At 67.6% G+C, this 26,229-nt stretch carries 22 protein-coding genes; 5 read left to right on the plus strand and 17 right to left on the minus strand.

All coding sequences use genetic code 11. The features are described 5' to 3' along the window. Positions 1–21: 21 nt before the first annotated feature. The 4 genes from ACYJP6_RS19830 to ACYJP6_RS19845 form a co-directional block, all read right to left on the minus strand. Complete coding sequence (locus ACYJP6_RS19830; RefSeq protein ID WP_459477114.1) at positions 22–1,854, minus strand: sensor domain-containing phosphodiesterase; 1,833 nt, start codon at positions 1,852–1,854, stop codon at positions 22–24. A 102-nt stretch (positions 1,855–1,956) separates the two neighbouring features. Next, positions 1,957–2,919 (minus strand): L-histidine N(alpha)-methyltransferase, encoded by a 963-nt coding sequence (gene egtD, locus ACYJP6_RS19835; protein ID WP_459477117.1) that lies wholly within the window; start codon positions 2,917–2,919, stop codon positions 1,957–1,959. A gap of 3 nt (positions 2,920–2,922) precedes the next feature. Continuing rightward, the gene (gene egtB / locus ACYJP6_RS19840) at positions 2,923–4,206 is read right to left on the minus strand and encodes an ergothioneine biosynthesis protein EgtB (RefSeq protein ID WP_459477119.1); all 1,284 of its coding nucleotides are present in this window, start codon (positions 4,204–4,206) and stop codon (positions 2,923–2,925) included. A 101-nt stretch (positions 4,207–4,307) separates the two neighbouring features. Next, positions 4,308–5,537 (minus strand): carbohydrate porin, encoded by a 1,230-nt coding sequence (locus tag ACYJP6_RS19845; protein WP_459477121.1) that lies wholly within the window; start codon positions 5,535–5,537, stop codon positions 4,308–4,310. A 206-nt stretch (positions 5,538–5,743) separates the two neighbouring features. Between ACYJP6_RS19845 and ACYJP6_RS19850 the strand changes: the two genes are divergently transcribed. Both ACYJP6_RS19850 and ACYJP6_RS19855 read left to right on the plus strand, forming a co-directional pair. Then, positions 5,744–6,688 (plus strand): NAD(P)-dependent oxidoreductase, encoded by a 945-nt coding sequence (locus tag ACYJP6_RS19850; RefSeq protein WP_459477123.1) that lies wholly within the window; start codon positions 5,744–5,746, stop codon positions 6,686–6,688. A gap of 56 nt (positions 6,689–6,744) precedes the next feature. After that, positions 6,745–11,091: a DEAD/DEAH box helicase gene (locus tag ACYJP6_RS19855; protein WP_459477125.1), complete on the plus strand. Its 4,347-nt coding sequence runs from the start codon at positions 6,745–6,747 to the stop codon at positions 11,089–11,091. 2 nt (positions 11,092–11,093) lie between these two features. Here the strand turns inward: ACYJP6_RS19855 and ACYJP6_RS19860 are convergent, their stop codons facing one another. After that, entirely contained in the window at positions 11,094–11,819 is a 726-nt protein-coding gene (locus ACYJP6_RS19860; RefSeq protein WP_459477127.1) for a TorF family putative porin, read from the minus strand. Positions 11,820–12,287: 468 nt separating this feature from the next. Here ACYJP6_RS19860 and ACYJP6_RS19865 point away from each other — a divergent pair, with 468 nt between their 5' ends. Next, positions 12,288–12,419, plus strand: coding sequence for a hypothetical protein (locus ACYJP6_RS19865; RefSeq protein ID WP_459477129.1), 132 nt, complete (start codon positions 12,288–12,290; stop codon positions 12,417–12,419). A gap of 81 nt (positions 12,420–12,500) precedes the next feature. Here ACYJP6_RS19865 and ACYJP6_RS19870 read toward each other — a convergent pair whose 3' ends face one another. From ACYJP6_RS19870 to ACYJP6_RS19890, 5 genes are all read right to left on the minus strand, one after another. Further along, complete coding sequence (locus ACYJP6_RS19870; protein WP_459477131.1) at positions 12,501–13,265, minus strand: ABC transporter ATP-binding protein; 765 nt, start codon at positions 13,263–13,265, stop codon at positions 12,501–12,503. Positions 13,266–13,299: 34 nt separating this feature from the next. Beyond that, a complete protein-coding gene (locus ACYJP6_RS19875; protein ID WP_459477133.1) occupies positions 13,300–14,412 on the minus strand; it encodes a succinylglutamate desuccinylase/aspartoacylase family protein in 1,113 nt (370 codons plus the stop codon). A 37-nt stretch (positions 14,413–14,449) separates the two neighbouring features. Next, on the minus strand, positions 14,450–15,160 hold the full coding sequence (locus ACYJP6_RS19880; RefSeq protein WP_459477135.1) for an ABC transporter permease: 711 nt from the start codon (positions 15,158–15,160) through the stop codon (positions 14,450–14,452). Continuing rightward, entirely contained in the window at positions 15,157–15,897 is a 741-nt protein-coding gene (locus ACYJP6_RS19885; protein WP_145009008.1) for an ABC transporter permease, read from the minus strand. The genes ACYJP6_RS19880 and ACYJP6_RS19885 overlap by 4 nt, the downstream gene beginning before the upstream one ends. Positions 15,898–15,999: 102 nt before the next feature. Continuing rightward, positions 16,000–16,779, minus strand: a complete 780-nt coding sequence (locus ACYJP6_RS19890) for a transporter substrate-binding domain-containing protein (protein WP_459477137.1) — start codon at positions 16,777–16,779, stop codon at positions 16,000–16,002. 351 nt (positions 16,780–17,130) lie between these two features. Between ACYJP6_RS19890 and ACYJP6_RS19895 the strand changes: the two genes are divergently transcribed. Both ACYJP6_RS19895 and ACYJP6_RS19900 read left to right on the plus strand, forming a co-directional pair. Next, complete coding sequence (locus ACYJP6_RS19895; RefSeq protein WP_459477139.1) at positions 17,131–17,568, plus strand: GNAT family N-acetyltransferase; 438 nt, start codon at positions 17,131–17,133, stop codon at positions 17,566–17,568. Further along, on the plus strand, positions 17,569–18,066 hold the full coding sequence (locus ACYJP6_RS19900; RefSeq protein ID WP_459477141.1) for a hypothetical protein: 498 nt from the start codon (positions 17,569–17,571) through the stop codon (positions 18,064–18,066). On the opposite strand, the gene ACYJP6_RS19905 is transcribed toward ACYJP6_RS19900, so the two are convergent. The 7 genes from ACYJP6_RS19905 to ACYJP6_RS19935 form a co-directional block, all read right to left on the minus strand. Then, positions 18,006–19,109: an FUSC family protein gene (locus tag ACYJP6_RS19905; RefSeq protein WP_459477143.1), complete on the minus strand. Its 1,104-nt coding sequence runs from the start codon at positions 19,107–19,109 to the stop codon at positions 18,006–18,008. The genes ACYJP6_RS19900 and ACYJP6_RS19905 overlap by 61 nt on opposite strands. Before the next feature lie 3 nt (positions 19,110–19,112). Further along, positions 19,113–20,834 carry an ATP-dependent DNA ligase gene (locus ACYJP6_RS19910; protein WP_459477145.1) on the minus strand — a complete coding sequence of 574 codons (1,722 nt, stop codon included), beginning with the start codon at positions 20,832–20,834 and terminating at the stop codon, positions 19,113–19,115. Further along, a complete protein-coding gene (locus tag ACYJP6_RS19915; RefSeq protein WP_459477147.1) occupies positions 20,831–21,850 on the minus strand; it encodes a ligase-associated DNA damage response exonuclease in 1,020 nt (339 codons plus the stop codon). Before ACYJP6_RS19915 ends, ACYJP6_RS19910 begins: the two co-directional genes overlap by 4 nt. A 61-nt stretch (positions 21,851–21,911) precedes the next feature. Beyond that, the gene (cobA, locus tag ACYJP6_RS19920) at positions 21,912–22,658 is read right to left on the minus strand and encodes a uroporphyrinogen-III C-methyltransferase (protein WP_459477149.1); all 747 of its coding nucleotides are present in this window, start codon (positions 22,656–22,658) and stop codon (positions 21,912–21,914) included. A gap of 241 nt (positions 22,659–22,899) precedes the next feature. Then, positions 22,900–23,700 carry an ABC transporter ATP-binding protein gene (locus ACYJP6_RS19925; RefSeq protein WP_459477150.1) on the minus strand — a complete coding sequence of 267 codons (801 nt, stop codon included), beginning with the start codon at positions 23,698–23,700 and terminating at the stop codon, positions 22,900–22,902. Positions 23,701–23,710: 10 nt separating this feature from the next. Beyond that, positions 23,711–24,556 (minus strand): nitrate ABC transporter permease, encoded by an 846-nt coding sequence (gene ntrB / locus ACYJP6_RS19930; RefSeq protein ID WP_459477152.1) that lies wholly within the window; start codon positions 24,554–24,556, stop codon positions 23,711–23,713. Positions 24,557–24,584: 28 nt separating this feature from the next. Then, the gene (locus ACYJP6_RS19935; protein ID WP_459477154.1) at positions 24,585–25,910 is read right to left on the minus strand and encodes a CmpA/NrtA family ABC transporter substrate-binding protein; all 1,326 of its coding nucleotides are present in this window, start codon (positions 25,908–25,910) and stop codon (positions 24,585–24,587) included. Between the last annotated feature and the right edge of the window lie 319 nt (positions 25,911–26,229).

A 26,229-nucleotide genomic window follows, 5' to 3' on the forward strand; every position in this document is an offset into this window, starting at 1 on the left:
CGCCTGCTGCGCCGCTGAGCGTCAGTGCTTGGCGGTGTGGTCGAACAGCTGGAAGACCGTCGCCCGGCGGGTCGGGCGTTGCAGGTCGGGCTGCTGGACCAGCAGCCAGGCCTGCAGCTCCGGCTCGGCCATCGGCTTGCCGATCCAGAAGCCCTGACCTTCATCACAGCCCATGGCCAGCAGGCTGGCCAGGGCCTCGGCGGTCTCGATGCCCTCGGCGGTGATGCGAAAGCCTAGTTGATGGGACAGCTCGATCAGGGAACTGACGATCAGCCGGTCCTTGGTGCGGTGGGTGAGGTCGCGCACGAAGCTGCGGTCGATCTTGATGGTGTCGGCCGGCAATTCGCGCAGGTGCGAGAGGTTGTTGTAACCCGTACCGAAATCGTCGATGGCGATGCCTATTCCCAGCTCGCGCAAGGCGGCCAGCTGGCGATGGATGAGGGTCGCATCGCCCAGCAGGGCGTTTTCGGTGACCTCCAGCTCCAGGCGCCGGGGATTGACCGGATAACGCCGCAGCAGGTCGGTGGTGTGGTCGGTGAAGTCCGGATCGTTGAGGTCGTGGGCGGAAATGTTGATGGCCACCCCCAACCCGCGACCTTCGCGCTGCCAGTGGTAGGCCTGGCGAATGGCGTTGCGCATCACCCAGCGACTCAGGGCGGTGATCAGCGCGGTCTTTTCCGCCAGGGGAATGAATTCCGCCGGACTGATAGGTCCCAGGTGCGGATGCTGCCAGCGCAGCAGTGCTTCGACGCTATGGCAGCGGCCGGTGGCGAGGTCGATGCGCGGCTGGTAGACCAGGCTCAGCTGGTCGTCGGCGCGCAGGGCCTGGGGCAGGGCGCTGAGCAGGGCGAAGGCGCGGCGGTAGGCGGCATCGTGCTGCGGATCGAAGTGGCGGCAGCCACGCATCTCGGCGCGGGCATCGTCGGCGGTGGCGATCAGGGCGCGCAGCCAATCGGTCGGATGATCGTCGGTCAGCGACATGACCCCCAGGCCGAGCCGGGTCTGGATGGGGATGCCGTTGTAGTCGAGTACACCGGTCAGCTCCTGTTGCAGGGCATCGAGCAAGGCCTGCTGCGCGGTCTCGTCGGTGTCCTGGAGCAGGAAGCCGAAGCGGGCGGCGCCCAGGCGGTACAGCGGCTGGTCGGCTGGTAGCAGGCGGCGCAGGTGCTGCTTGATGGCGCGCTGCAAACCGTCGAAGTGCGCCTGGCCCATGGCCTTGACGAAGTCGTTGAGATAGCTCTGGGCGAACAGGTCGGCGGCCACGGCGACGACACGGCGGCCTTCGCGGGTCAGCGCCTCGGCATCCTCGCTGAAACGCTGGCCGTTGGGCAGTTGGGTGACCGGGTCCCAGAAGGCTTCCGTGCGCAACCGTTCGATGTGTTGGCCAACCAAGTTGGCCAACTGCTGGAGCACCAGCAGGCACTCCTCGGGCAGGGCCGCGCGCGGGGCCACGTCGAACATGCACAGGCTGCCCAGTATCATGCCCTCGGCGGTGCACAGCGGCGCGCCGAGGTAGTAGCGGACCTTTGGCGCGCCCTTGACCGCCGCCAGGGCGGCGAAGCGTGCATCGTCGCGAGCGTCTTCCACCTGCAGAATTTCATTGCTCCCCTGTAGGTACTGGCAGAAGGACTCTTCGCGCGGCACGCTGAAGGGCTCGCAACCGACCGTGGCCTGGCAATGCACCTGCTGCCCATCGAGGAAGCAGATCATCGCGAAGGGCATGTCGAACAGCCGGGCACAGAGCTCGGTGATATCACAGAAGGCCCGGTCGGCCGGCCGGTCGATCAAGGCGAGGTCGCGCAGCAGCGCGAGACGCTGGCGTTCTTTGGCTGCAGTGAATGGCGCAGGCTCCATGGCAACGTCTCGATACGCTGTAGTAGCAGATTGCTACTTAGAGCGTGATCGGGTCGAGAGTTCCCTTGTCGTGCGCCTCACAACCGCCGCGGAGCCCGAGCCTCAGGCGGCGAAGTAGAAGACCGCGAACAGTCTGGCCGGATCGGTCCACACCCGGACCTGTCTAAATCCGGCATCCTCGGCCAGCGCACGAAAGCTTTCCAGACTGTATTTGTAGGAGTTTTCCGTGTGCAGCCGCTCGCCTTCGCGGAAGGTGAAGCGCTGGCCTTCCAGACGTACGGTCTGGTCGCGGGTACTGACCAGGTGCATCTCGATCCGCGCGTTCTGGGCATTGAAGAACGCCAGATGGCGAAAACGGCTGGGATCCAGGTCGGTGTCCAGCTCGCGGCGGATGCGGTGCAGCAGATTCAGGTTGAAGTCGGCGGTCACCCCGGCGGCATCGTTGTAGGCGGCGTCCAGCCGAGCCTGGTCCTTGATGAGGTCCACCCCGATCAGCAGGCCGCCGGTAGCCGGCAACATCCGCTGCAGGTTGCGTAGGAAGACGCCGGCCTCTTCCGGGGTGAAGTTGCCGATGCTCGAGCCGGGGAAGAAGGCGATGGGGCGCAAACCTTCCAGGCTGGCGGGCAGGGCCATGGGACGGCTGAAGTCGGCACAGGCGGCGCTGACATCCAGCCAGGGATAATCCGCCGCCAGCCGCTGGGTGCTGCTGAGCAGGAAATCCCGGGAAATGTCGATGCCCAGGTAGCCTGCGGGTCGCATGGCTTCCAGCAGCAGGCGTACCTTGCGGCTGGCGCCGCTGCCCAATTCGACCAGCGCCGCGTCCCGCCCGGCCAACTGGGCGATCTCGCCGGCGGCCTTGGCCAGGATGGCTTCCTCGGTGCGGGTGGGGTAGTACTCCGGTTGCTGGGTGATGGCTTCGAACAGCTCGGAACCGCGCTGATCGTAGAAGTACTTGGGCGACAGCGCCTTGGGTGTCTGGCCGAAGCCCTGGAGTACATCGCTGCGCAGTGAGCTGTCGGCGACCTTCGCCGTTTGCTGATCGAAGAAGCGTACGGCGAGGGCCATGGGTCATACCTCTCGGGCCAGGCGCAGGCCGGAGAACTGCCAGCGCATGGTGGGATAGAAGAAGTTGCGATAGGAGGCGCGCACATGGTCCTGGGGTGTGGCGCAACAGCCACCGCGCAGCACCATCTGGCCGGACATGAACTTGCCGTTGTACTCGCCCAGGCTGCCCGGGAGAGGCTTGAACCCGGGGTAGGGGCGGAAGGCACTGCCGGTCCATTCCCAGACGTCGCCGAACAGCTGGCGCATGCCGCTGCCAGCCGCCGCCACCGGTTGCAGCCGGTCCTGCTCGACGAAGTTGCCGGCGATCGGTTGGCGCGCTGCCACGGTTTCCCATTCCGCTTCGGTGGGCAGGCGGGCACCGGCCCAGCTGGCATAGGCGTCGGCCTCGTAGAAGCTCAGGTGGCAGACCGGTGCGTCCAGGTCGAGAGGGGTCAGGCCACCCAGGGTGAAGTGATGCCAGACCCCGTCGAGCTTCTCCCAGTACAGCGGCGCCTGCCAGCCCAGGGTGCGGATCGCGGCGGCGCCGTCGGAGAGCCAGAGCTCGCTGCGGCCGTAGCCGCGGTCCTCGATGAAGGCCAGGTACTCGGCGTTGGTGACGAGGCGGTCGGCCAGCTGGAAGTCATCGACGAACTGGCGATGGACCGGCGTCTCACAATCGAAGGCGAAGCCCTCGCCCGCGTGGCCGACATGGCGTACGCCGCCGGGGTGGCTTTCCCAGCCCAGCGGCGCTACCGGGCTCGCGCTGGCCTTGGCCAGGTCGGCGCGATAGACCGGATGCAGCGGGTTCTGCGCCAGGATGTGCTTGATGTCCATCAGCAGCAGTTCCTGGTGCTGCTGTTCGTGGTGCAGCCCCAGCTCCAGCCGCCGCTCGATCTCGGCGGCATGTTCCGCGGGCAGGGCGCCGAGGAGTTCGGCCATGGCCGCATCGACCGCCGCGCGGAAGCGATAGACGTCCTCCACCCCCGGGCGCGACAGGTGACCCCTGGCGGTCCGCGGAAAGGGCTTGCCGTGGGTTTCGTAGTAGGAGTTGAACAGGTAGTCGTAGGCGGGATTGGGCGTCTGGTAACCCTTGAGGAAGGGTTTGAGGATGAAGGCCTCGAAGAACCAGGTGACATGCGCCAGGTGCCATTTCGGCGGACTGACGTCGGGCATGCTCTGGATGACGTAATCCTCGACGGTAAGCGGGGCACAGAGGGCTTCGCTGGCCCGGCGTACCTGACGATAGCGTTCCAACGGGGTTGCGGCGGTAACGCTCGCTGCGGGCAGTTCGCGGGCGAGAGGATTCATGGGGAGCTCCCGGGTCGGTCTTCCTGTGGTCAGGAAACCGACCGGGCGGCATAAGCAAAGTTCGACAAGTTATGACGGGCGGTCTCGCTTGTGCGAGTGGTCTACCACCAAGTTTCCAGCTGGACGCCGAAGTTGTTGCCGTGCCGGGCGTCGCCGAAGGCGCCGGTATCGGACAGGGCGGTGCCGGCTGCAGCAGCGTCCTGGGCCCCCTGGTTCCAACTGGCGTAGGTCCAGTAGAGACGGATTTCCGGCCGGTCCATCAGGCCCATGCCGCCCAGCGCCAGGGTCGGGGCCACCGTCACCTTGTTCAGCGTGCGGGTGGCACCGCTGTCCGGATGGATCTGGTCGTGGCCGAACTCCACCTGCAGCTTGAACAGCCGGGTGAAGGCATAGCTGGGGCGGACGCCGAAGGAATACCAGGTCTGGCCGGCGTCGCCCGGCGCCCGGTCGCGCTGGTACAGCGCCAGCAGCTGGCCACCGAAGCGCGGGGTGATCTGCCAGCGGGGTGACTCGAGGACGCGCAGGCTTTCGTAGTCCTGGTCGGCGGTCGGGCTGCCGGTGGCGCCCAGTCCGGTACCCGGCCCACGGCCGTATTGCACGGTGAAGACATTGACCCCACCGAAGAAGGCGCTCTGCTTGTGCTCGGCGGTGGCCGACCAGCCGCTATGGGCTCCCTGTACCTGGCCGGCCCGCTGGATGTAGGACAGGCCCAGTTCGATCTCGCCACCGGGATTGGTCTTGATGCCGCCCAGGTTAAGATCATGGCGGTTAGCCTTGTCCGGCTGGTCGATGTTGTCCTCGCGGCTGAAGGCGTAGCTCAGGCGCAGGCCGCTGTCGCCCAGGCCGTAGTCCTCGATGCCGGCACCGGTGCCGCTCGGATTCCAGTAATAGAAGTCGTTGATATGGATGTCGTGGCGCTTGTAGTAGCGCCGGCCGGCCCAGAGGCCGCCGCCGTTGAGCGCGGGCAGCTTGAGGCTGGTCCAGATCTGCGGCAGGCGGACGCTGCCGTTGTCGCCGCTGAAGGTCGGCGTCTGGTCGTAGACGTTATAGAGGCTGGCCATCCCGTGCACCTTGAGTTCGGTGCCATCGGCGCCCTTGTACAACGTCTGGTGCAGCTCGAGTTCCCAGTAGGTCTCGCATTCGTTACCCAGCCGGTACTTGGCCGGCGCCCCGGGCAGCTGGAAGCAACTCTGCTTGCCGCCCGCGGCGGCGCCCCCGACACCGACCCGGCCATAGCCGTCGAATTCCAGCGCCGAGGCAGTGAAGGGCAGGCTGCTGGCGAAGAGGGCGAAACAGGAAGCGGTACCGGCCTGGCGGAGAACTCTACTCATCCAAAAAATCCCTGTGCGATTGGCAAACGCCGATCGGACCCGCTCCGGCACTGCCAAGTTGCGTGAAACTGCTGGCCCATCAAGGGCTTGGCGGACACTTTCAGCAGTCACGAAGCCGAGCGAAACCGGCGGCCTCAAGAGAATGGTTGACGAGACCGACCCCTGCTGGCGACGCTTGGGTTTTTCGCCAGGGAAAGTATTACAAAATGAAACCGACACTCTTGATGGCTCCGCGCTTGCCCCAGGCACTGGTGACCCAGCTCGAATCCCGCTACCGGGTGCTGGGCCCCTTTTCCCCGGCCGACCTTAGCGCTCTGCCAGCCGGTGCCGAAGACGCGGTGGCCTTGCTGACCATTGGCGGCCTGCCTACCCGTGCGGCCTTGCTGGAGGCCCTGCCGGCCCTGCGCCTGGTGGCCTGCTATGGCACCGGTTACGAAGGCGTGGATCTGGCGGCCTGTCGCGAGCGGGGCATCGCGGTGACCACCGCCGGTGACGCCAATGCCACGGCCGTGGCCGAATTCGCCTTCGGTCTGATCCTGGCCAGCGCCCGGCGTCTGTTGCAGGGCGATGCCTTCGTCCGCAGTGGTGCCTGGCAGGGCAACGCCATCGAACGCATGCCCCAGGTGCCAGGGCTGGCGGGTCGGCGACTGGGTATCTATGGCCTGGGCGAGATCGGTCGGCGCATCGCCCGGCGGGGCGAGGCCTTCGACATGGAGATCGGCTACTTCAACCGCTCGCCGCGCGCGGACCTGGACTATGTCTACCAGCCCAGTCTGATGGAGCTGGCGTGCTGGAGCGACGTGCTGGTGGTGGCGGTACGGGCCAGTGCCGAGACCGTCGGCGCGGTGGACGCCGAGGTCCTCGCCGCGCTGGGCGGGGAGGGGCACCTGGTCAACATCTCCCGCGGCAGCGTGGTCGACGAAGAGGCCCTGGCCGCTGCCCTGGAGGCCGGGGTGATCGCCGGTGCCGGACTGGACGTCTTCGCCCGGGAACCCGAGGTCCCCGAGCGGCTGCGCAGCCAGGCCAACCTGGTGCTCAGCCCCCATGTGGCGGCCAACGCCGCCTCGGCCCAGGCTGCCCAGCAGCAGGTGATGCTGGCCAACATCGCCGCGCTGCTAGAGGGCGGCGAATTGCGCAATCGCATCGCCTGAGGCGCCATCGGTCGGTCTGGGTTGTGGCCGCTGCGGTCCGCTCCCATATTGGCCGCATGACCTCGATCTCGCCTGCTGCCGCTGTCCTGGCGGAGTTTCACGACGCGCCCCGGAGCTGGTTCGCCGGGCGCTTTCCCACGCCGACGGCGGCCCAGTGCCAGGCCTGGCCGGCCATCCGGGCCGGTGAGTCGGTGCTGGTGGCGGCGCCCACCGGGTCGGGCAAGACGCTGACCGCCTTCTTCGCCGTGCTCGATGGGCTGGTGCAGGAGGCGCTGCGTGACGGCGGACTGCCCGAGGCCTGCCTCTGGCTCTATGTGTCGCCCCTCAAGGCGCTGTCCAACGACATCCGCCTCAACCTCGAAGAGCCCCTGGCCGGTATCGCCGCGGCCCTCGACGCCCGTGGGCTGCCGCCCCTGCAGTTGCGCACCGCGGTGCGCACCGGCGATACCCCGCAGAAGGAGCGGGCGGCCATGCGGCGGCGACCGCCGCACCTGCTGGTCACCACGCCCGAGTCGCTCTATGTGCTGCTCGGTTCGGATTCCGGCCGGCGGATGCTGGCGAGCGTGCGGGGCGTCATCGTCGACGAGATCCATGCCATCGCCGATGGCAAGCGCGGCAGTCACCTGACCCTGAGCCTGACGCGACTGGAGGCCCTGACGGGGCACCCCCTGCAACGCATCGGCCTGTCCGCCACCCAGAAGCCGCTGGCCGCGGTCGCCGCCTTCCTGGTCGGGCGCGATGTAGAAGGGCAGCCGCGACCCTGTACGGTGGTCGACATCGGTCACCAGCGCGCCCGCGACCTGGCCCTAGAAGTGCCGCCCACCCCGTTGGAGGCGATCCTGTCCACCCAGGCCTGGGAGCTGGTCTACGACCGTCTCGCCGAACTGGCCGAGGCGCACCGCACCACCCTGGTGTTCGTCAATACCCGCCGCCTGGCCGAGCGCATGGCGCGGCAGCTCTCGGATCGCCTCGGCAGCGACCAGGTCGCCGCTCACCACGGCAGCCTGGCCAAGGAACAGCGTCTGGACGCCGAACAGCGACTCAAGCGGGGCGAATTACGCCTGTTGCTGGCGACCGCCTCCCTGGAGCTGGGCATCGATATCGGCGACGTCGACCTGGTCTGCCAGATCGGCTCGCCAGGCTCCATCGCCGCCTTCCTGCAGCGCGTCGGGCGAGCCAATCACCAGGTCGGCGGCCTGCCCAAGGGGCGGCTGTTTCCCACCTCGCGGGACGACCTGGTGGAATGCGTGGCGCTGCTCGACTGCGTGCGCCGCGGTGAGCTGGATACCCTGGCTATCCCCCGGGCGCCGCTGGATGTGCTGGCCCAGCAACTGGTGGCCGAGGTGGCCTGCCAGGAATGGTCGGAGGCGGCGCTGCTGGCGGTGCTGCGCCAGGCCGAGCCCTATGCCAAGCTGAGCGAGGCGGACTACCGGTCCGTGGTGGAGATGCTCAGCCAGGGCTACAGCGACCGCCGTGGCCCGCGGGCGGCCTATGTGCACCGCGATGCGGTCAACGGCCTGCTGCGCGGTCGTCGCGGCGGCAAGGCCACCGCGGTGATGAGCGGCGGCACCATCCCGGAAAGCGGTGACTTCAGCGTGCTGCTCGAACCCCAGGGCCACACCGTGGGCAGCGTCAACGAGGATTTCGCCTTCGAAAGCCTGGTGGGCGATGTCTTCCAGCTGGGCAACACCGCCTACCGCATCGTCAAGATCGAAGGCAGCAAGGTGCGGGTCGAGGATGCGAGGGGGCAGCCACCCAACATTCCCTTCTGGCATGGGGAGGCGCCAGGACGCAGCGACGAGTTGTCGGCAGGTCTGGCGCGGCTGCGGGCGGAGCTCGAACCGCTCTTGCCTGCGGCCGACGAGGCGCCCGAGACGGCCATCGCCCGGGTTGGCACCGCCTACGGGCTGGAGGAGGGCGCCGCGCGCCAGCTGGTGGACTACCTCGGGCGGGCCCGCCTGGCCCTGGGCGCCTTGCCGACCCAGCGGACGCTGGTCATGGAGCGCTTCTTCGATCAGGCCGGCGGTATGCAGCTGATCATCCATGCGCCCTTCGGCAGCCGCATCAATCGCGCCTGGGGCCTGGCCCTGCGCAAGAGATTCTGTCGCAACTTCAATGTCGAGCTGCAGGCGGCGGCCACCGAGAACGCCTTGATCCTGTCGCTGGCCACCAGCCACAGCTTCGTGCTCGACGAGGTCTGGCGCTACCTGCACCCGGCCACCGCTGAGCAGGTGCTCATCCAGGCGCTGCTCGATGCACCGCTGTTCGCCGTGCGCTGGCGCTGGAACGCCACCACGGCGCTGGCCCTGCCGCGCTTCAGCGGCGGGCGCAAGGTGGCCACCCAGGTGCAGCGCATGCGCAGCGAAGACCTGCTGGCCACGGTCTTTCCCGATCAGGTCGCCTGCCTGGAGAACCTCGCCGGTGAGCGCCAGGTGCCGGAGCATCCGCTGGTGCGCCAGACCCTGGATGACTGCCTGCACGAATCCCTAGACAGCAGCGGCTGGCTGGCCTTGCTGGAACGTATCACCCAGGGGCGACTGACCCTGCTGACCCGCGACCTGCCGGGGCCCTCGCCGCTGGCCGCCGAGGTGCTCACCGCCAAGCCCTATGCCTACCTGGACGACGCCCCGGTCGAGGAGCGGCGGACCCTGGCGGTGCAGAATCGGCGCTTCGGCGGCGCCGATCCCGATGAGCTGGGCGCCCTGGATCCCGCCGCCATCGCCCTGGTCCGGGAAGAGGCCTGGCCGCGGCTGGAGACGGCCGATGAGCTGCACGAAGCCCTGCTGGGCGTCGGCTTTCTCACCGACGCCGAACTGGTGGCCCACCAGGCCCAGGCCCGGCAACTAGCCGACAGCGGGCGTGCAGGGCGCCTGCGCTTGCCCGAGGCGACGCTGTGGCTCGCCGCGGAGCGCCTGCCGCTGTTCCAGCGGCTGTTCCCCGGGGCCGTCAGTGAGCCGCCACTGACCGCGCCCCCCGGGTTCCAGGCGCCGGCGGATGCCGAGGCGGCCCTGGTCGAGCTGTTGCGCGCGCGGCTGACCGCCCTGGGGCCGGTGGCCCAGACCGACGTGGCCGCGAGCCTCGGCCTGCCCGCGGCGCGTCTGACCCCGGCATTGCAGGTGCTGCAGGGCGAAGGCTATGTGCTGCAGGGGCGCTTCACCGCCGCGAGCCCGGCAGTCGAATGGTGCGAACGCCACCTGCTGGCTCGCATCCACCGCTATACCCTGGGCCGGCTGCGCAAGGCCATCGAGCCCGTGGCCCTGGCCGACTACCTGAGGTTCCTGCTGGAGCACCATCACCTGGCCGGTCCGGCCACGCCGAGGGGCGCAGAGGGCCTGGAGCAGATCATAGGGCTGCTGGAGGGCTTCGAGGTCGCCGCGGCGGGCTGGGAAGGCGAGATCCTGCCCAGCCGACTGCCGGGTTACCTGTTCAATGGGCTCGATGACCTCTGTCGCGCGGGGCGAGTGGTCTGGCTGCGCCTGCCGTACCCGGGCCGCAGCGGCGGCGGACCGGTGAAGAGTTCACCCATCGTCCTGCTGCCTCGGCGGCACCTGGCCGACTGGAACAGCCTCACCGTTCCATCGCCGGCAGACGCCCTGTCGCCCAAGGCGCAGCGTGTCCTGGAGGTGCTAACGCGGCGCGGTGCGTCCTTCTTCGATGAACTGCAGGGGGAGGCGCGCCTGCTGCGCAGCGAACTGGAGGCGGCGCTGGGCGAACTGGTGGGTGCCGGGGCGGTGAATGCGGACAGCTTCGCCGGCTTGCGGGCGCTGCTGATGCCAGCCGCCCAGCGCGGTAGCCGCAGCGGCGCGCGCCGCGGGCGGATGGTGCTCTATGGCGGCATGGACGATGCGGGCCGCTGGGCGGCCCTGCGCCCGGCTGACAGCCCGGCCGCCGAGCGCCTGCCGGATGCCCTGCTGGAGCGGCTGGTCTGGGTGCTGCTGCGTCGCTATGGGGTCCTGTGTTGGCAGCTGCTGCAGCGGGAAAGCGCGGTACTGCCGCCGTGGCGCGATCTGCTCCGTGCCTGCCATCGCCTGGAGGCCCGCGGCGAGATCCGCGGTGGCCGGTTCATCGCCGGGCTGTCGGGCGAGCAATTCGCCGATCCCGCGGCCATCGCCCCGCTACGAGAATGGCGTCAACGTCCGGCGGACGATCTCTGGGTAAGCGTATCGGCGCTGGATCCGCTCAATCTGGTCGGCACCCTGCTGCCCGGCGCCAAGGTGCCCGCGGTGGCCGGCAACCGCCTGCTCTATCGTGATGGGGTGCCCATTGCTGCCCGCGTCGGCGCCAAGGTCACCTGGCTGGTCGACTTGTCCGGCGCCGATCAGGCCCGGGCGCGGCAGGCCTTGCAGCAGCTGGGGCGCGAGCGCCCGCAGGTGGGGCTCGGGCGCAGCCTGTTGCGTCAGTAGCGCTAGAAGAAGGGGTGCGACGCCTTGAGCATCAGGGCGTTGTCGCAATAGGTGTTGTGCCCGGAATACACCGAGCAGTCAGCGCCTCTGAGGCTGGTGCCGCTATAGGTGAGGTTGAACAGGGTGTTCACCCACTTGCGACTGAGATTCACCGACCAGTCGTTGAAGCTGCGCACCATGCCACCACCATCCAGGGTCGACGGCGTGTCGAGCACATAGTTGGTGTACTTGAGGGAGACCCCCGTCTTCACCAGGGGCAGGGTGCCCAGATCGGCGTAGAGCGAGGCATTGTGCCGCCCCGGGTCATTGGCGAAGGCCGCGCCCAGGCGCTTGCCGAACATCGTCATCCCGGAATACAGCTCGCGGCTGGGCTCGACGTTCTGGATCAGGTTGCTGTAGTTGATCACGCCCAGTTCGTAGCCGTAGCCAGGCGCGAAACGATGCTTGTAGCCGGCGTAGGTATCCATTTCCAGCAGCGGCGCATCGGCGGACGAGGCATTGTTGGTCGTCCACTGGCCGAAGTAGAGACCGCTATCATGGGTCAGGTCGAAGCCACCACCCATGCCCGCCGAGGTAGGGGCGACCAGGCCTTGCGCCATGCTGCGGGAGGGCGCGGTGCCCATCTTCAGATCGAAATCCCCGACCTCGCGCTGCATCCCCCAGCTGGCCGCCAGTGCCGGACTGCCGAGCAAACCCAGCACGATGAGTAGAGGTAAGGATCTGGTCATGAGAGCACTCCCGCCGTGCCGGTCACGCGACTGAAAGAAATGTGATGGGGATAACAACAAGCAGGGAAAACATCAAAGTGCGAACACCCTGATGACATCGTTGTTATTGGAGGGAGAAATCGCGGCTGACCCGTTATCTACCCAGGATAATAACCAACGAAAGCCGGGTTTTTTCACCATTCGTCAGTTCGTGGCTTGCTGGTTGAACTCCCTTGGAAAGACCAGACCGGCATATTTGATATGGGTTCCGATAACAATCTGCTGGAGGCCCTGAGGGCGCCCCGGCTCCATGGCAGAGCGGCTACAGGGTCCGGCGACATATTTTTTGACAAAGGGTGGGCTGCTTGCGACGAACAACCGCAGCCCTATGGATTGAATCGGCCGAGCAAGACTCAATATTGTGTGGGAGGGCAGCAGGCGCTGCCCCGAAGTGGCTGTCCCGATTGAGCGCTGGCTCGAGGAGTTTCCATGAACGACCGTATACAAGCCCTGGTGCTGGACCTGCTCGCGCGACTCGGTGTGGTAAAGGCGATCCCGATCCCCAGCCGCGAGCGCGAAGCCCTGGCCGCCCAGCGTCGCCGCGCACAGCAGCGCCGCTGAACGATCGGTAGCGATAGCAGGCGCGCCTGAGCGGCCTTGCGCCCTCAGGTTCGCCGCGGATGCCCCGGGCGGGGCACTCCCTTACTTGAGATTGCCGCTGAGGAATTGCCGCAGGCGATCACTACGCGGATTGGCCAGGACCTCGCTCGGCGGGCCTTCTTCCTCCACCACGCCCTGATGGAGGAATAGCACCTGGGATGACACCTCGCGGGCGAAGGCCATCTCGTGGGTCACCATGAACATGGTGCGACCCTCTTCCGCCAGCGCGCGGATCACCTTCAGCACCTCGCCGACCAATTCCGGGTCGAGCGCCGAGGTCGGTTCGTCGAACAGCATGATTTCCGGCTCCATCGCCAGGGCACGGGCGATGGCCACCCGCTGCTGCTGGCCGCCGGACAGGAACGCCGGATACTGGTCGGCTACCCGCGCCGCCAGGCCCACCTTCTCCAGGTACTTGCGAGCACGCTCTTCGGCTTCCGCCTTGCCGATGCCCAGCGCCTTGCGGGGCGCCAGGGTGATGTTGTCCAGCACGCTCAGGTGGCTCCAGAGGTTGAAGTGCTGGAAGACCATCGCCAGGCGGGTGCGCAGATTCTGCAGCTGGGCGGCATCGGCTACCCGAACCGCGCCGCGGTCTTCGGCCATGCGGATGGTTTCGCCATCCAGGGTCATGGTCACGGCGTTGGGTTGCTCGAGGAAGTTGATGCAGCGCAGGAAGGTACTCTTGCCCGAGCCACTGGCGCCGATCAGGCTGACCACGTCGCCGGTCTTGGCCTTGAGCGACACGCCCTTGAGCACCTCATGGTCGCCGTAACGCTTGTGCAGGCCTTCGACGGTCAGTTTGTACATGGATAGGGATTCCACAGCTGAAAAGGGGTAGGGATCACGGCGAGAGCAGGTAGCCGCTGCGATAGGCCTCGGTGCCCGCCACGTGGGCGACCACCATGCCGGCCGTGGCCATGCGGCGATTGGAGCGGGCATAGAGGATACCGGCCACCGCGCTGCGGACCTCTTCCACCTGGTCGCCGATGGGATCTATGACCAGGGCCAGCAGCTGGCCGACCTCGATGCGCTCGCCCACCTGGGCCTTGAGCACCAGCACGCCGCCCTGGCGGGTCGCCACGGGCTCCACGGCGGCCAGTGGCGTCGCCGGTTGCAGCAGCGGCGGCAGGGGCGCAGGGGTACCGCTCAGGAAGCCCTGGTGACGCAGGTAGTGGATGATGGCATCCGCATCCGGGCCGGCGAGCTCGTCACGCACGTCCAGCTGGCCGCGCAATTCGAGGGTGACCGACAGGCTGCCCATCGGCAGGCGTTCGCCGAAGCGCTGGTGCAGGTTCCACCAGAGCAGGGTGAAGCACTCGTCGAAGGACTGGCCACCCGAGTCGGTGGCGAGCAGGCTGGCTTCCGAACCGAAGTAGCGCGCCAGGGGCTCCACCTGCGGCCAGGCTTCCGGCGTGGTGTAGAGGTGGGCCACGGCGTCGAAATCGCAGTGCAGGTCGAGCACCACCTCGGCGTCGCAGGCCAGGCGTTGCAGGGTCAGGCGCTGGCTGTCGAGTTGGCCGCTGGCGGTTTCCGCGGCCAGGGCGCTACGGAAGGCCTCGCGGACCAGGGCCTGGTTGGCGGCCGGGTCGTCGCCGAGGCGCTCGGCGATGGCGGCTTCCACCTGGGTGGTCATGTCGCGGAACCGCCGGTTGAAATTCTGCCCGGTCTCCAGCTCGTAGCGACCGAGGTGGACATCGGCGACCTGCTGGTCCTGGCCGATGGGGTTGGCCACCGGCACCAGCACCACTTCCGCCAGCAGTTCGCCGGCGCTTTCCAGCGCCTGGAGGCGCTGCTTGAGGTGCCAGGCGGTGAGCATGCCGGGCAATTCGTCGGCGTGCAGCGAGGCCTGGATGTAGACCTTGCGGCCGCTGTCGGCGGGGCCGAAGTGGAAGCTGTGGATGCAGCGCTCGGTGCCCGGGACCGGGGCGACCAGCGGATGGGTGAGATGGCGCATGACAACTCCGGGGCCGCGCCGGGCGCGGCCGCTTGGGTCAGTGGGTCGGGCCGAGGAAGGCCAGCCAGCGGCGCTCCGCCAGGCGGAACAGGCCGATCAGGATGAAGGACACCGCCAGGTAGAGCAACGCGGCCAGGCCGAAGGCCTGGAAGGTCAGGAAGGTCGCGGTGTTGGCGTCGCGGGCGATCTTGAGCAGGTCCGGCACCGTGGCGGTGAAGGCCAGGGTGGTGGAGTGCAGCATCATGATGACTTCGTTGCTGTAGAAGGGCAGCGAGCGGCGCAGCGCCGACGGCAGGATCACGTGCACGTACAGTCGCCAGCCGTCCAGGCCGTAGGCCTTGGCCGCCTCCACCTCGCCGTGGGGGGTATTGCGGATGGCCCCGGCAAAGATCTCGGTGGTGTAGGCGCAGGTATTCAGCGCGAAGGCCAGGATGGTGCAGTTCAGGCCGTCGCGGAAGAAGCTGCCGAGCAGGGGCTGGTCACGTACGAAACTCAGGCTGTAGATGCCGGTGTAGCAGATCAGCAGCTGCAGGTAGAGCGGGGTGCCGCGGAACACGTAGGTGTAGAAGCCGATCGGCCAGCGCAGCCAGCGGCGCTCGGAGACCCGGGCCACCGACAGTGGCACCGAGACGATGAAGCCGATTACCACCGAGGCCACCAGCAGCCAGAGCGTCATGGCCAGGCCGGTGATGTGGTAGCCATCGGTCCATAGCAGGGGTTTCCAGTATTGCTGCAGGAGTTCGATCATCGCTTGGCCTCCCGCACGCCGACGTGATACCGCCGTTCCAGGGCGCCGAGGATGGCGTTGGTGAGGGCGGTGATGAGCAGGTAGATGACGCCGGCGACGATCAGGAAGTAGAACAGCTTGAAGGTGCCCTTGCCGGCCTCCTGGGAGGCGCGCACCAGATCGGCCAGGCCGATGATGGAGACCAGCGCGGTGGCCTTGAGCAGCACCTGCCAATTGTTGCCGATACCGGGCAGGGCGAATCTCATCATCTGTGGAAAGGTGATCAGGGTGAAGGTCTGCCAGCGGGTCAGGCCGTAGGCCATGGCCGCTTCGCCCTGGCCGCGCGGCACGGCGAGGATGGCGCCGCGGAAGGTCTCGGTGAAGTAGGCGCCATAGATGAAGCCGAGGGTGGCGATACCGGCGGCCATGGGATCGATGTCGATGTAGTCCCAGCCCATGTAGTCGGTGAGGGCGCCCAGCCAGTTCTGCAGGCTGTAGAAGATCAGCAGCATCAGCACCAGGTCGGGTACGCCGCGAATGAGGGTGGTGTAGCTCTGCGCGATGAAGCGCAGCGGAGCGAGCCGTGACAGCTTGGCGGAGGCGCCGAGCAGGCCGAGGATGACGGCCACCACCAGCGCGAAGCCGGCGAGCTTGAGGGTCGTCAGGGTGCCTTCCAGGATCAGCGGGCCGTAGCCGTGGAGGCTGAGCGTGCCCAGTCCGATGGACTGCAAGAAGGTATCGAAGGAATTCTGCTGCATGCGTCTTGGGGGAATCGCCTGGTGAGAACGCGGGCGCGGCGAGCGCCGGCGATCATACGTAAAACGCCCCCGGCGGCACCGGGGGCGTCTGCCGAGCGAACCTTACTTGGGATCGTAGAGGTTCAGGTCGCCGAAGTACTTCTTCTGGATCTTGTCGTAGGTGCCGTCGGCGTGGATGGCCGCGATGCCCTTGTTGACGAAGGTCTTGAACTCGTCGTTGCCTTTGCGGATACCGATGGCGGTATCGGCCGGCAGCAGCTCGTCGTGGATGGCGGTGTTGACGTAGCCCTTGCCCTGGGGCGACTTCATGAAGCCACCTTCGGCCTGCAGCATGTCCTGCATGGCGACGTCGATACGGCCCGACACCAGGTCGGCGTAGACCTGGTCCTGGTTCTGGTAGCTCTGGACGTTCACGCCGTTGGGTGCCAGCTTCTGCTTGGCGAAGGTTTCCTGGATGGTGCCCTGCTGGACGCCCACGGTCTTGCCCTTCAGGCTTTCCGGAGTGGCCTGCAGGTTGGCGCCTTCCTTGGTGACCATGGAGGAGGGGCCCGACCACAGCAGGTCGGAGAAGTCGATCTGCTCGGCACGTGCCGGGGTCTTGGTCAGCGAGGACAGGATGCCGTCGAACTTGCGCGCGCGCAGGCCGGGGATCAGGCCGTCGAAGTCACTCACCACCCACTTGCACTTCACGTCCAGCTTCTGGCAGATGGCCTCGCCCAGCTCGATGTCGAACCCGGTGAAGCTACCGTCGGCAGCCTGGGATTCGAAAGGTGGGTAGGTGGTATCCACACCGAAGCGGATCTCTTTCCATTCCTTGGCCATCGCCGAACCGGCGGCCAGACACAGGGCGAGCGCAGAGAGAGTCAGCCAGCTTTTTTTCATGTCGGATCCTAGTACGAATGTGGATGAAATCATGGGGCCATTACGACGCCCGTGCCCTCGCGGGAGCAATAAGCTTACCAGTCGGCGAAGATCGTCCCAAATCTGTACGCGGTTGCCGCGTTGGTTACATCCTGTAGCAGCGCGCCTCTTCGAGCGGCGCGCATTATGCTCCGGAACGGCGCGGCTTTCCTGCATGGTGCGGAAGGGCGCACTGCTTTGGGTCGGAAAAGCGCCGAATGCGCCAAAGGTGGGCAGAAAGGTAGCAGCCAAGCCAGCCAGGCCAGCGCTCCGGACAGCGGCGGTAGCACGTCAGGCCGGGCCTGGGTGCAAAGGAAACGGGAGCGACGCCAGATGAGCGAGGGCACGAGAGCGGGGGGCCTGGCCGAGGTCCAGGTGGCGACGGCCGCCCAGGCCGCAGCGGTATCCCGGGGATTCCAGGCCTTTGTCAGGGCCCAGCAACCACAATTGGCTGACGAATCCGCGGACATCCCCCTGCAGTGGGTCATCTGTGATGGGGGGACCGTCATCGCCGGCGTGCTGGGCCGGTTGTTCTGGCAGGGCCTGGAGATCGAGGTGCTGTGGGTGGCCGAGGCCTATCGCGGGACCGGGCTGGGCCGGCGATTGCTACTCCAGGCGGAGGACGAGGCGCGCGCCCGGGGTGCCCAGGTGGCCTACCTGCGTACGGCCCAGGCCGCGGCCTTCTATGAGCGCTGTGGTTACCGCCACTGCGGCTATCTGCCGCGACCCCTGGGTACCGGGCTGCACAGCTTCTACAAGGAGCTGAACTAGGTGGCTGGACCGGGCTGGCTCCGCCCACTGGCAGGATTGACGGCGCTGGTGGCCCTGGCCGCCCTCTATGGTGCACTGCACGATCAGCTGAGCTATGGCCTGGGGCCGGAATACTTCACCTGCCTCAAATTCCCGCAATTCGGTCTGCTAGATGCGCACCTGGCGCCGCGCTGGCGGGCGGCCCAGGTTGGTCTGCTCGCCGGTGGTACGGCAGGCGTGCCGCTTGGCCTGGTACTGCTCTGGCTGACGCGCAGGCAGCGACAGGCCTGCGTGCCGTGGCACGGCGCCCTGGCGGTGCTGCTCGGCGCGGTGAGCTTCGCCCTGCTGGGGTTGGGTGTGGGCTGGCTGGCCCTGGAGCTGGGCGGTTTGCCGCGGGTGCCGGCTTGCGTGCAGGACGCCCGGGGTTTCCTGCTGGCGGCCTGGATGCATGACGGCAGCTACCTTGGCGCCCTGGTGGGACTGGTGGCCTTCGCCTGGCGCCGCCGTCGCCAGCGCTGAACAGGTGCGAGCCGTCTTTCCAGGCTGGCTTCCAGCGCGAGGAACAATAGGGCGACGAGACCGCCGAGCAGCGTACTGCCGAGCCGTTCGAGGGCGATCGCCGTTTCCGGTGCGCCGGCCAGGGCGACCATCAGCACCGTGGTGCCGGTAATGAACAGCGTCTGCAGCGAATAGCGGCCGTCCTGCAGCAGGTAGGCGCCTGCCGCGCACAGCAGGCAGGCACCGGCCAGGACCGCCGGCGTGTTGTCGACCCAGACCACCGCGCCGGCCAGCAGGCAGCCGGCCAGGGTGCCGCCCAGGCGACCCAGGCCACGGCGCCAGGTGTCGTCCAGTCGGGGCTTGAGTACCAGCAAGGCGGTCATCGGCGCCCAGTAGCCGTGGCCATAGTCGAGCAGGCCGGTCAGCGTCTGGCAGAGCGCGACCACGGCGGCGGCATAGAAGCCATAACGGCCGAGGCGAAAGCGGTCTTCGAACAAGGCCACCACTTCGCGTAGATGGGCACGGAGCGAGCCGCTGCGCAGCTGCCATTGGGAGCGGTAGAGTGCCTTTTGCAGGAGGGCGAAGAGCAGCAGCTGCAGCAGGCCGCCGGCAAGCACCAGGCCACCTCGTGACAGGGCCTGGTGCAGATCGCCGGGGAAGCCGCCCGCCACCAGCAGCGCGACCGTCCATTGCTGGGTGATCCACCAGGGGCCGTTGCCGACGGCGAACAACCAGGCGCACCAGGCGGCCCAGAGCGCGCCGGCCAGGACCAGGGCGGGCAACTGGTGACCGAGCAGGGAGCCGACCACGGCGGAGCCGGCCATGCCGAGCGCGGCCACCAGCATGGGTGCCAGGGGTTCGGCGGCAAAGCTCTTGTAGGCACCGAAGCCAACGGTGAAGGCACCGCCCAGGGCGACTACGCCGGGCAGCCAGGCACCGGTCAGCAAGGAACCGAGGAGGATCGCCGCCAGCGCCGGGAGACAGGCCAGCGCCAGGGCCCAGCGGGGCTCCCGAGGTGCGCCGATGGCGCCATCGGCCACGGGCGGCGAGGTGCTGCCACTCATTGGCTAGGCCAGCAGGTTCTGCAGGATGTCGAGGGTGTCGGCCTCGGCCACCGGCTTGTCGTGGCGCCAGCGCAGCATTCGCGGAAAACGCACGGCGACGCCACTCTTGTGGCGCTTGGACAGGGCGATACCCTCGAAGCCCAGCTCGAACACCAGGGTCGGCTCGACGCTACGCACCGGACCGAACTTCTCCACCGTGGTCCGCCGCACGATGGCGTCGACCTTGCGCATTTCCTCGTCGGTGAGACCCGAGTAGGCCTTGGCGAAGGGCACCAGGGTCCGCTCGGAGCTGTCCGGCGGGCCATCCCAGACGGCGAAAGTGTAGTCGGAATAGAGGCTGGCACGGCGTCCATGGCCGCGCTGGGCGTAGATGAGCACCGCATCCACCGAGAAGGGATCGACCTTCCACTTCCACCAGGTGCCCATGTCCTTGGTGCGGCCGACGCCATAGAGGGAGTCGCGCGCCTTGAGCATCATGCCTTCCACGCCCAGGGTGCGGGAGGCCTCGCGCTGGCGGGCGAGATCCTGCCAGTCGCGGCCGTGCAACAGCGGCGAGGGCCTCAGCAGCGGGCTGGCGCACCGGGCTACCAGGGTTTCCAGCTGGGCGCGGCGCTGCCGTTGCGGCTGGCTGCGCAGGTCATGGCCCTGCCATTCCAGCAGGTCATAGGCGAGCAGGATGACCGGCACGTCCTCGAGGATCTTCTTGCCCAGGGTCTTGCGGCCGATGCGCTGCTGCAACAGGGCGAAGGGCTGGACGCCGAAGGGCATGGGCGCGGCTGGGTCGCGGGCGTCCTGGTGTTCGCTCACTTCCTCGCTGCTGAGCAGGGTGTCGGGCGCGGCGTCTTCCTTCCAGACCACGATCTCGCCGTCGATCACGGTGCCATCGGGCAGCAGGGCCGCCAGGGGATGTAATTCGGGAAAGCGATCGGTGACGAGATCCTCGCCTCGCGACCAGATCCACAGGCGGCCGTCGCGCTTGACCAGCTGGGCGCGGATGCCGTCCCACTTCCACTCCACCTGCCAGTCGTCAGCCGGGCCCAGTTGCGCCTCGAACTGCTCCACCGGCAGCTGCAGGGCGTGGGCGAGGAAGAAGGGGTAGGGCTGGCCGCCGCGCTGGGCATGTTCGTCCGGGCTTTCCGGCGCGACCAGGCGCGCATAGCCCTCGGCGGTGGGACGGTGGGAGAGGTCGGTATAGCCCACCAGCCGCTGGGCGACCCGCTTGGGGTCGAGGTCGGCCAGGGTGGCCAGGGCGCGGGTCACCAGCAACTTGGAGACACCGACGCGAAATTCGCCGGTGATCAGCTTGATGCAGACCATCAGGCTCTGGCGATCCAGCTGGCCCCACAGCGGTGGCAGGCGCTCGGCCAGCTCTTCCGGCGGCAGGCCGCGCAGCGGCAGTAGATATTCTTCCAGCCAGAACGCCAGCCCTTCGGCATTGGCGGTATCGGCGGTGGGTATCAGCAGCGCCATGGTCTCGGCCAGGTCGCCTACCGCCTGGTAGCTCTCCTCGAACAGCCATTCGGGCAGCCCGGAAAGGGCCATGGTCAACTCGCGCAGCTGGCGGGTCGGCACCAGCCGCCGCGGCCGGCCGCCGGCGAGGAAGTACACCGCCCAGGCGGCGTCCGCCGCGGGTGCGCTGCCGAAGTAGTCAACCAGCGCGGCCAGCTTGGCATTGCTGGAGGTGGTGGCGTCGAGCCGGCCATAGAGTTCGGCGAAGGCCTTCATGCCTGGGCCTCCGCGACGACGGGGGTGTCGTCTTCCTCACCGTATTCGGTGGTGAAGCCCTGGGCATCCAGGCCCTGGTCGCGCAGGTAGCGCACCAGGGTGGCGACCGAGCCGTGGGTGACCATCACCCGTTCGGCGCCGGTCTGCTCGATGGCCCACAGCAGGCCCGGCCAGTCGGCGTGGTCGGACAGCACGAAGCCGCGATCCACGCCGCGCCGGCGGCGGGTCCCGCGCAACATCATCCAGCCGCTGGCGAAGGCGTCGCTATGGTCGCCGAAGCGACGGATCCAGGTGCTGCCGCCGGCCGAGGGCGGGGCGATGATCAGCGCCTGGCGCAGCAGCGGATCGCTTTTCTTGAAGTCGCCGGCGTAGTGGGTCTCGGGTATGCGGATACCGGCGTCGCGATAGACCCGGTTGAGCGGCTCCACCGCGCCGTGGGCGAGGATCGGACCGATGTCCGGATCGAGTCCGTGCAGCAGGCGCTGCGCCTTGCCGAAGGCATAGCTGTAGAGCACGCTGGCCAGACCCTGGGCCTGGTTCGCCCGCCACCAGGTGTTGACCTCGGCGAAGATCTCGCCTTGTGGCCGCCAGCGGTAGATCGGCAGGCCGAAGGTGGATTCGGTGATGAAGGTATGGCAGCGCACCGGCTCGAAGGGGGTGCAGGTGCCATCGGGTTCGACCTTGTAATCGCCCGAGGCCACCCAGACCTCGCCACGGTATTCCAGGCGCACCTGGGCCGAGCCCAGCACATGGCCGGCCGGATGGAAGCTCAGCTTCACCCCGTGATGGTCGATGACCTCGCCGTATTCCAGCGTCTGCAGGTTGATGTCGGCGCCGAGCCGGGTGCGCAGGATACCGGCGCTGCCCGCGGTCGCCAGGTAGTGACCGTTGCCCACCCGGGCATGGTCGCCATGGCCGTGGGTGATGACCGAGCGTTCCACCGGGTGCCAGGGATCGATGTAGAAATCGCCGGGCGGGCAATAGAGACCGTCCGGGCGGGCGATGACGAGGTCCATGGGCGCCGCTCTGCTGGGGGATTACCCATAGGAACGGCGGCCGGGCATCGGAGTTCGCCGCTCAGGCCTGGGCGGCGAAACTCAAGGCCTGCTGCAGGGCCGCCTGGCCCACCACCTCGCCGATCACCAGGATCGCCGGACTCTTGAGCTGGAAGAAGGCGGCGTCCACCGGCAGGTCCTGCAGCGTCGAGCGGCATTCGCGCTGGCTGGCCAGGGAGGCGTTCTCGATCATGGCCACGGGGGTCGTCAGCGGCAGGCCGCCGTCCAGCAGGCCCTGCTGGATTTCCACCAGGCGGGCCACGCCCATGTAGACCACCAGGGTGGTGCCGGTGGCCGCCAGGGCAGACCAGTTGGGCGCGCTGTCGTCCTGGGTGTGGGCGGTGACCAGGGTCACGCCACGGGCGACGCCTCTCAGGGTGAGGGAGATGCCGCAGGCGGTGGCCCCGGCCAGACCGGCGGTGATGCCGTTGACGATCTCGCTCTGCACGCCGCGGGCGGCCAGCCATTCGGCTTCTTCGCCGGCGCGACCGAAGATGCAGGGGTCGCCGCCCTTGAGCCGGGCCACGCAGCGGCCCTGCCGGGCGTAGCGCAGCATCAGCCGATGGATGAAGGCCTGGGGCGTGGAGCGGCAGCCGCCTCGCTTGCCGACGCGGATCACCCGGGCGCCCGGGCAGTGTTCGAGCACCGCCGGATTGACCAGGTCATCGATCATCACCACCTCGGCCTCGCCCAGGGCGCGCACCGCCTTGAGGGTGAGCAGCTCGGGATCGCCAGGGCCGGCACCGATCAACCAGACTTTTCCGCTCATCCAAGCTACCTCTCGTCTTCAAGCAAACCATAACGCAAAAAAAAAGGCGTCCCGCTGCATGCAGCTGGGACGCCTTTGTCCTGGAGCGTCTTTCCTCGCCGTTGAAGAAAGACCTATGTTGCCTAGGGATTTGCAGTCTTCATGCCAGGTGTTGCAGCCCCGATTTCCTGGGGCTTCCTGGCCAATCTTGGTGAAACGTTGCCCTCTTTCAAGGCGGGATGCCTCAAAAAAGGGCGGTCCTTCAGGCCACGGCGCCGGGATGACTGTGCTTTTCGTAGAGGAAGCTCAGCACCGCGTGGCGATAGCCGTTGTAGCGGGGATCGTCGACCAGGGTGATGCGGTCGCGGGGGCGCGGCAGGTCGATGGTGAGGATCTCGCCGATGGTGGCGGCGGGACCGTTGGTCATCATGACGATGCGGTCCGAGAGCAGCACCGCCTCGTCCACGTCGTGGGTGATCATCAGCACCGTGTTGCGCAATTCGCTCTGGATGCGCATCACCTCGTCCTGCAGGTGCGCCCGGGTGAGGGCGTCCAGGGCACCGAAGGGCTCGTCCAGCAGCAGCACCTTGGGTTCCATGGCCAGGGCGCGGGCGATGCCGACGCGCTGCTTCATGCCGCCGGAGATCTCGCTGGGCCTCTTGTGCAGGGCATGGCTCATGTTGACCATCGCCAGGTTGTGCAACGTCCAGGCGCGCCGCTCGGCCTTGCTCTTGGTGTGCTTGAAGACCTTGTCCACCGCCAGGGCGACGTTCTCGTAGACGGTCAGCCACGGCAGCAGCGAATGGTTCTGGAACACCAGGCTGCGCTCCGGTCCGGGGCCGCGGACCTCGCGGTTCTCCAACAGGATCGAGCCGGAGTTGGGCTCGATCAGGCCGGCGACGATATTGAGCACCGTCGACTTGCCGCAGCCGGAGTGGCCGATGATGGAGAGGTATTCGCCGCGCTCGATCTTGAGGTTGACGTCGCGCAGCACCGTGGAGGTGAGGCCGTTGCGGGTGAAGCTCTTGTCGACGTGCTCGATGCTCAGGTAGGGCTTGGCCATGGGTAATCCTCTAATTCGCGGTGCCGCGGGTGACCAGCCGGCCGATGAAGGCCACCAGCCGGTCGAGCAGGAAGCCGATGACGCCGACGTAGACCAGCGCCAGGATGATGTCGCTGATGCGCGAGGCGTTCCAGGCATCCCAGATGAAGAAGCCGATGCCGACGCCACCGATCAGCATCTCGGCGGCGATGATGGCCAGCCAGGACAGGCCGACGCCGATGCGCAGCCCGGAGAAGATGTAGGGCGCCGCCGCCGGCAGCATGATCTTCTGGAAGTATTCCCAGCCATTCAGGCGCAGCACCCGCGCCACGTTGCGGTAGTCCTCGGGGATGTTGCGGATGCCCACCGAGGTATTGATGATGATCGGCCAGATGGCGGTGATGAAGATGACGAACAGCGCCGAGGGATGGCTGTCCTTGAAGCCGGCCAGGGACAGCGGCAGCCAGGCCAGCGGCGGCACCGTGCGCAGGATCTGGAACAGCGGATCGAGACCGCGCATGGCCCAGGCCGACTGGCCCACCAGCACCCCCAGGGCGATGCCCACCACGGCGGCCATCAGGTAGCCATAGGCGACCCGCTCGAGGCTGGCCAGCAGTTGCCAGGCGAGGCCCACGTCGTTGCCGCCGTTGTCGTAGAAGGGCTGGGTGATCAATTCCCAGGTGTCGTTGACCACCTGGCTCGGCGGCGGCAGCGCCGCGCCAGGGCGACTGCACAGCAGCTGCCAGACGAGCAGCAGCAGGGCGCCCACCACCAGCGGCGGCAGGCCGTTGCGCAGCACTTGCCGGGCAAGGCGGTGCAGGCGGGTTTGCGGGCGGAAGGTCGCGAGGGCCTTGGGCGGCTGGGTATGGGCGTTCATGGGCGGCACTCCTGTCAGGATGGGGGCGTCAGGCCTTGAGCGTCAGGCTGGCGAGGTAGGCCTTGGGATCGGCGGGGTCGAACACCTTGCCGTCGAAGAAGGTTTCCTTGCCGCGCGAATTGGCGGTGGGGATGTCGGCGGCGGGTACGCCGATAGCGGCCGCGGCTTCGCGCCAGAGATCGGACCGGTTCACCTGGGCGATCAGGCCCTGGGCATCCAGGTCGCCGGGCAGGTAGCCCCAGCGCTGGTTCTCGGCGAGGAACCAGAGGTCGTGGCTCTGGTAGGGGTAGGAGGCGTGTTCGCTCCAGAACTTCATCAGGTGCGGGCTGTTCTGCACCACCCGGCCATTGCCGTAGTCGAAGGTGCCCTGCAGGCGGCCGACCACATCCTCGGCCGACGCACCGATCCAGCGGCGCTTGGCGCAGATCTCCGCCACCTTGGCCTTGTTGGCCGCCGCCTCGCAGAATTGCTGGGCTTCCAGCACCGCTTTGAGCAGCGCCAGGGTTGCCTTGGGGTTGGCCTGAACGTAGTCCGCGCGCAGGGCCAGGGCTTTTTCCGGATGGTTGTTCCAGAGCTCGCCCGTCGTCAGGGCGCTGTAGCCGATCTTCTGCGCGATCAGCTGGGCGTGCCAGGGCTCGCCGACGCAGAAGGTGTCCATGTTGCCGACCTTCATGTTGGCGACCATCTGCGGTGGCGGAACCACCAGTGTGGCGATGTCCTTGTTCGGATCGATGCCGTTGGCTGCCAGCCAGTACCTCATCCAGAGGTCGTGAGTGCCGCCGGGAAAGGTCACCGCGGCGGAGGTCTTCTTGCCGCTGGCCTGGCGACTGGCGAGGGCGGCCTTGAAGCCGCTGGCGTCGAGGCCGACCTTCTGCTCCAGGTAGTCGTTGGACAGGGAGATGCCCTGGCCGTCGAGGTTCAGCCGCGCCAGCAGCGCCATCGGCAGGGGCTGGTTGTTGGGCGTGATCTTGCCGGTGGCCAGGTGATAGACCATGGGGGTGAGGATGTGCGCCCCGTCGATGCCGTTGGCCGCCGAGCCCAATACCAGGTTGTCGCGAGTGGTGCCCCAGGAGGATTGCTTGAGCACCTCCACCTCGGTCATGCCGTGCTTGGCGAACAGCCCTAGCTCGTCGGCCACGAACAGCGGCGCGGCATCGGTGAGGGCGATGAAGCCGAGCTTGGCCTTGGGGGTCTCCACGGCGTCGCTGCCGGCCGCCCAGGCGGCGGACCTCAGGCCGGGCGGCAGCAGACCCAGGGCGGCACTGGCACCGAGTACGCCGAGCGACTGCTTGAGGAAACTGCGGCGGGGGAGTCCGCGACCGGCCTGGTCATCGTTACGGGAGCTGTCGTCCATCGTCCTATCCTTTTTCTCGGGCACAAAAAAACGGCGTCCACACTCGGCAGCCGTGGCTGCGAGGGTGGACGCCGTCGTCCGGGGTGTTCTGTGGGAGCGAAACATCGCTCGCCAGGGCAGTTGCAGGGAGCGTGCCAAACGGCAAATAGCGTCTTGGAGGGCCTTCCAGGGCCTGCTGGCGCACAGCCCCGGGGCGAAACGCACCCGCTGTGCGCCGTCCGGGCGCACGGGGGGCTGTACTAGGTTCTGTACGAAAAATCGTCGAGCGAAGGTCAGGCGCGGCGAAGATTAGCGAGGAAGCGGAGATTACGAGTGGTAA

This window comes from Pseudomonas sp. No.117, from assembly GCF_054558395.1.

Excerpts from the sequence above, each read along its gene's own strand:
- ACYJP6_RS19830 (WP_459477114.1), bottom strand. The coding sequence starts at position 1,854 with ATGGAGCCTGCGCCATTCACTGCAGCCAAAGAACGCCAGCGTCTCGCG.
- egtD (WP_459477117.1), bottom strand. The coding sequence starts at position 2,919 with ATGGCCCTCGCCGTACGCTTCTTCGATCAGCAAACGGCGAAGGTCGCC.
- egtB (WP_459477119.1), bottom strand. The coding sequence starts at position 4,206 with ATGAATCCTCTCGCCCGCGAACTGCCCGCAGCGAGCGTTACCGCCGCA.
- ACYJP6_RS19845 (WP_459477121.1), bottom strand. The coding sequence starts at position 5,537 with ATGAGTAGAGTTCTCCGCCAGGCCGGTACCGCTTCCTGTTTCGCCCTC.
- ACYJP6_RS19850 (WP_459477123.1), top strand. The coding sequence starts at position 5,744 with ATGAAACCGACACTCTTGATGGCTCCGCGCTTGCCCCAGGCACTGGTG.
- ACYJP6_RS19855 (WP_459477125.1), top strand. The coding sequence starts at position 6,745 with ATGACCTCGATCTCGCCTGCTGCCGCTGTCCTGGCGGAGTTTCACGAC.
- ACYJP6_RS19860 (WP_459477127.1), bottom strand. The coding sequence starts at position 11,819 with ATGACCAGATCCTTACCTCTACTCATCGTGCTGGGTTTGCTCGGCAGT.
- ACYJP6_RS19865 (WP_459477129.1), top strand. The coding sequence starts at position 12,288 with ATGAACGACCGTATACAAGCCCTGGTGCTGGACCTGCTCGCGCGACTC.
- ACYJP6_RS19870 (WP_459477131.1), bottom strand. The coding sequence starts at position 13,265 with ATGTACAAACTGACCGTCGAAGGCCTGCACAAGCGTTACGGCGACCAT.
- ACYJP6_RS19875 (WP_459477133.1), bottom strand. The coding sequence starts at position 14,412 with ATGCGCCATCTCACCCATCCGCTGGTCGCCCCGGTCCCGGGCACCGAG.
- ACYJP6_RS19880 (WP_459477135.1), bottom strand. The coding sequence starts at position 15,160 with ATGATCGAACTCCTGCAGCAATACTGGAAACCCCTGCTATGGACCGAT.
- ACYJP6_RS19885 (WP_145009008.1), bottom strand. The coding sequence starts at position 15,897 with ATGCAGCAGAATTCCTTCGATACCTTCTTGCAGTCCATCGGACTGGGC.
- ACYJP6_RS19890 (WP_459477137.1), bottom strand. The coding sequence starts at position 16,779 with ATGAAAAAAAGCTGGCTGACTCTCTCTGCGCTCGCCCTGTGTCTGGCC.
- ACYJP6_RS19895 (WP_459477139.1), top strand. The coding sequence starts at position 17,131 with ATGAGCGAGGGCACGAGAGCGGGGGGCCTGGCCGAGGTCCAGGTGGCG.
- ACYJP6_RS19905 (WP_459477143.1), bottom strand. The coding sequence starts at position 19,109 with ATGAGTGGCAGCACCTCGCCGCCCGTGGCCGATGGCGCCATCGGCGCA.
- ACYJP6_RS19910 (WP_459477145.1), bottom strand. The coding sequence starts at position 20,834 with ATGAAGGCCTTCGCCGAACTCTATGGCCGGCTCGACGCCACCACCTCC.
- ACYJP6_RS19915 (WP_459477147.1), bottom strand. The coding sequence starts at position 21,850 with ATGGACCTCGTCATCGCCCGCCCGGACGGTCTCTATTGCCCGCCCGGC.
- cobA (WP_459477149.1), bottom strand. The coding sequence starts at position 22,658 with ATGAGCGGAAAAGTCTGGTTGATCGGTGCCGGCCCTGGCGATCCCGAG.
- ACYJP6_RS19925 (WP_459477150.1), bottom strand. The coding sequence starts at position 23,700 with ATGGCCAAGCCCTACCTGAGCATCGAGCACGTCGACAAGAGCTTCACC.
- ntrB (WP_459477152.1), bottom strand. The coding sequence starts at position 24,556 with ATGAACGCCCATACCCAGCCGCCCAAGGCCCTCGCGACCTTCCGCCCG.
- ACYJP6_RS19935 (WP_459477154.1), bottom strand. The coding sequence starts at position 25,910 with ATGGACGACAGCTCCCGTAACGATGACCAGGCCGGTCGCGGACTCCCC.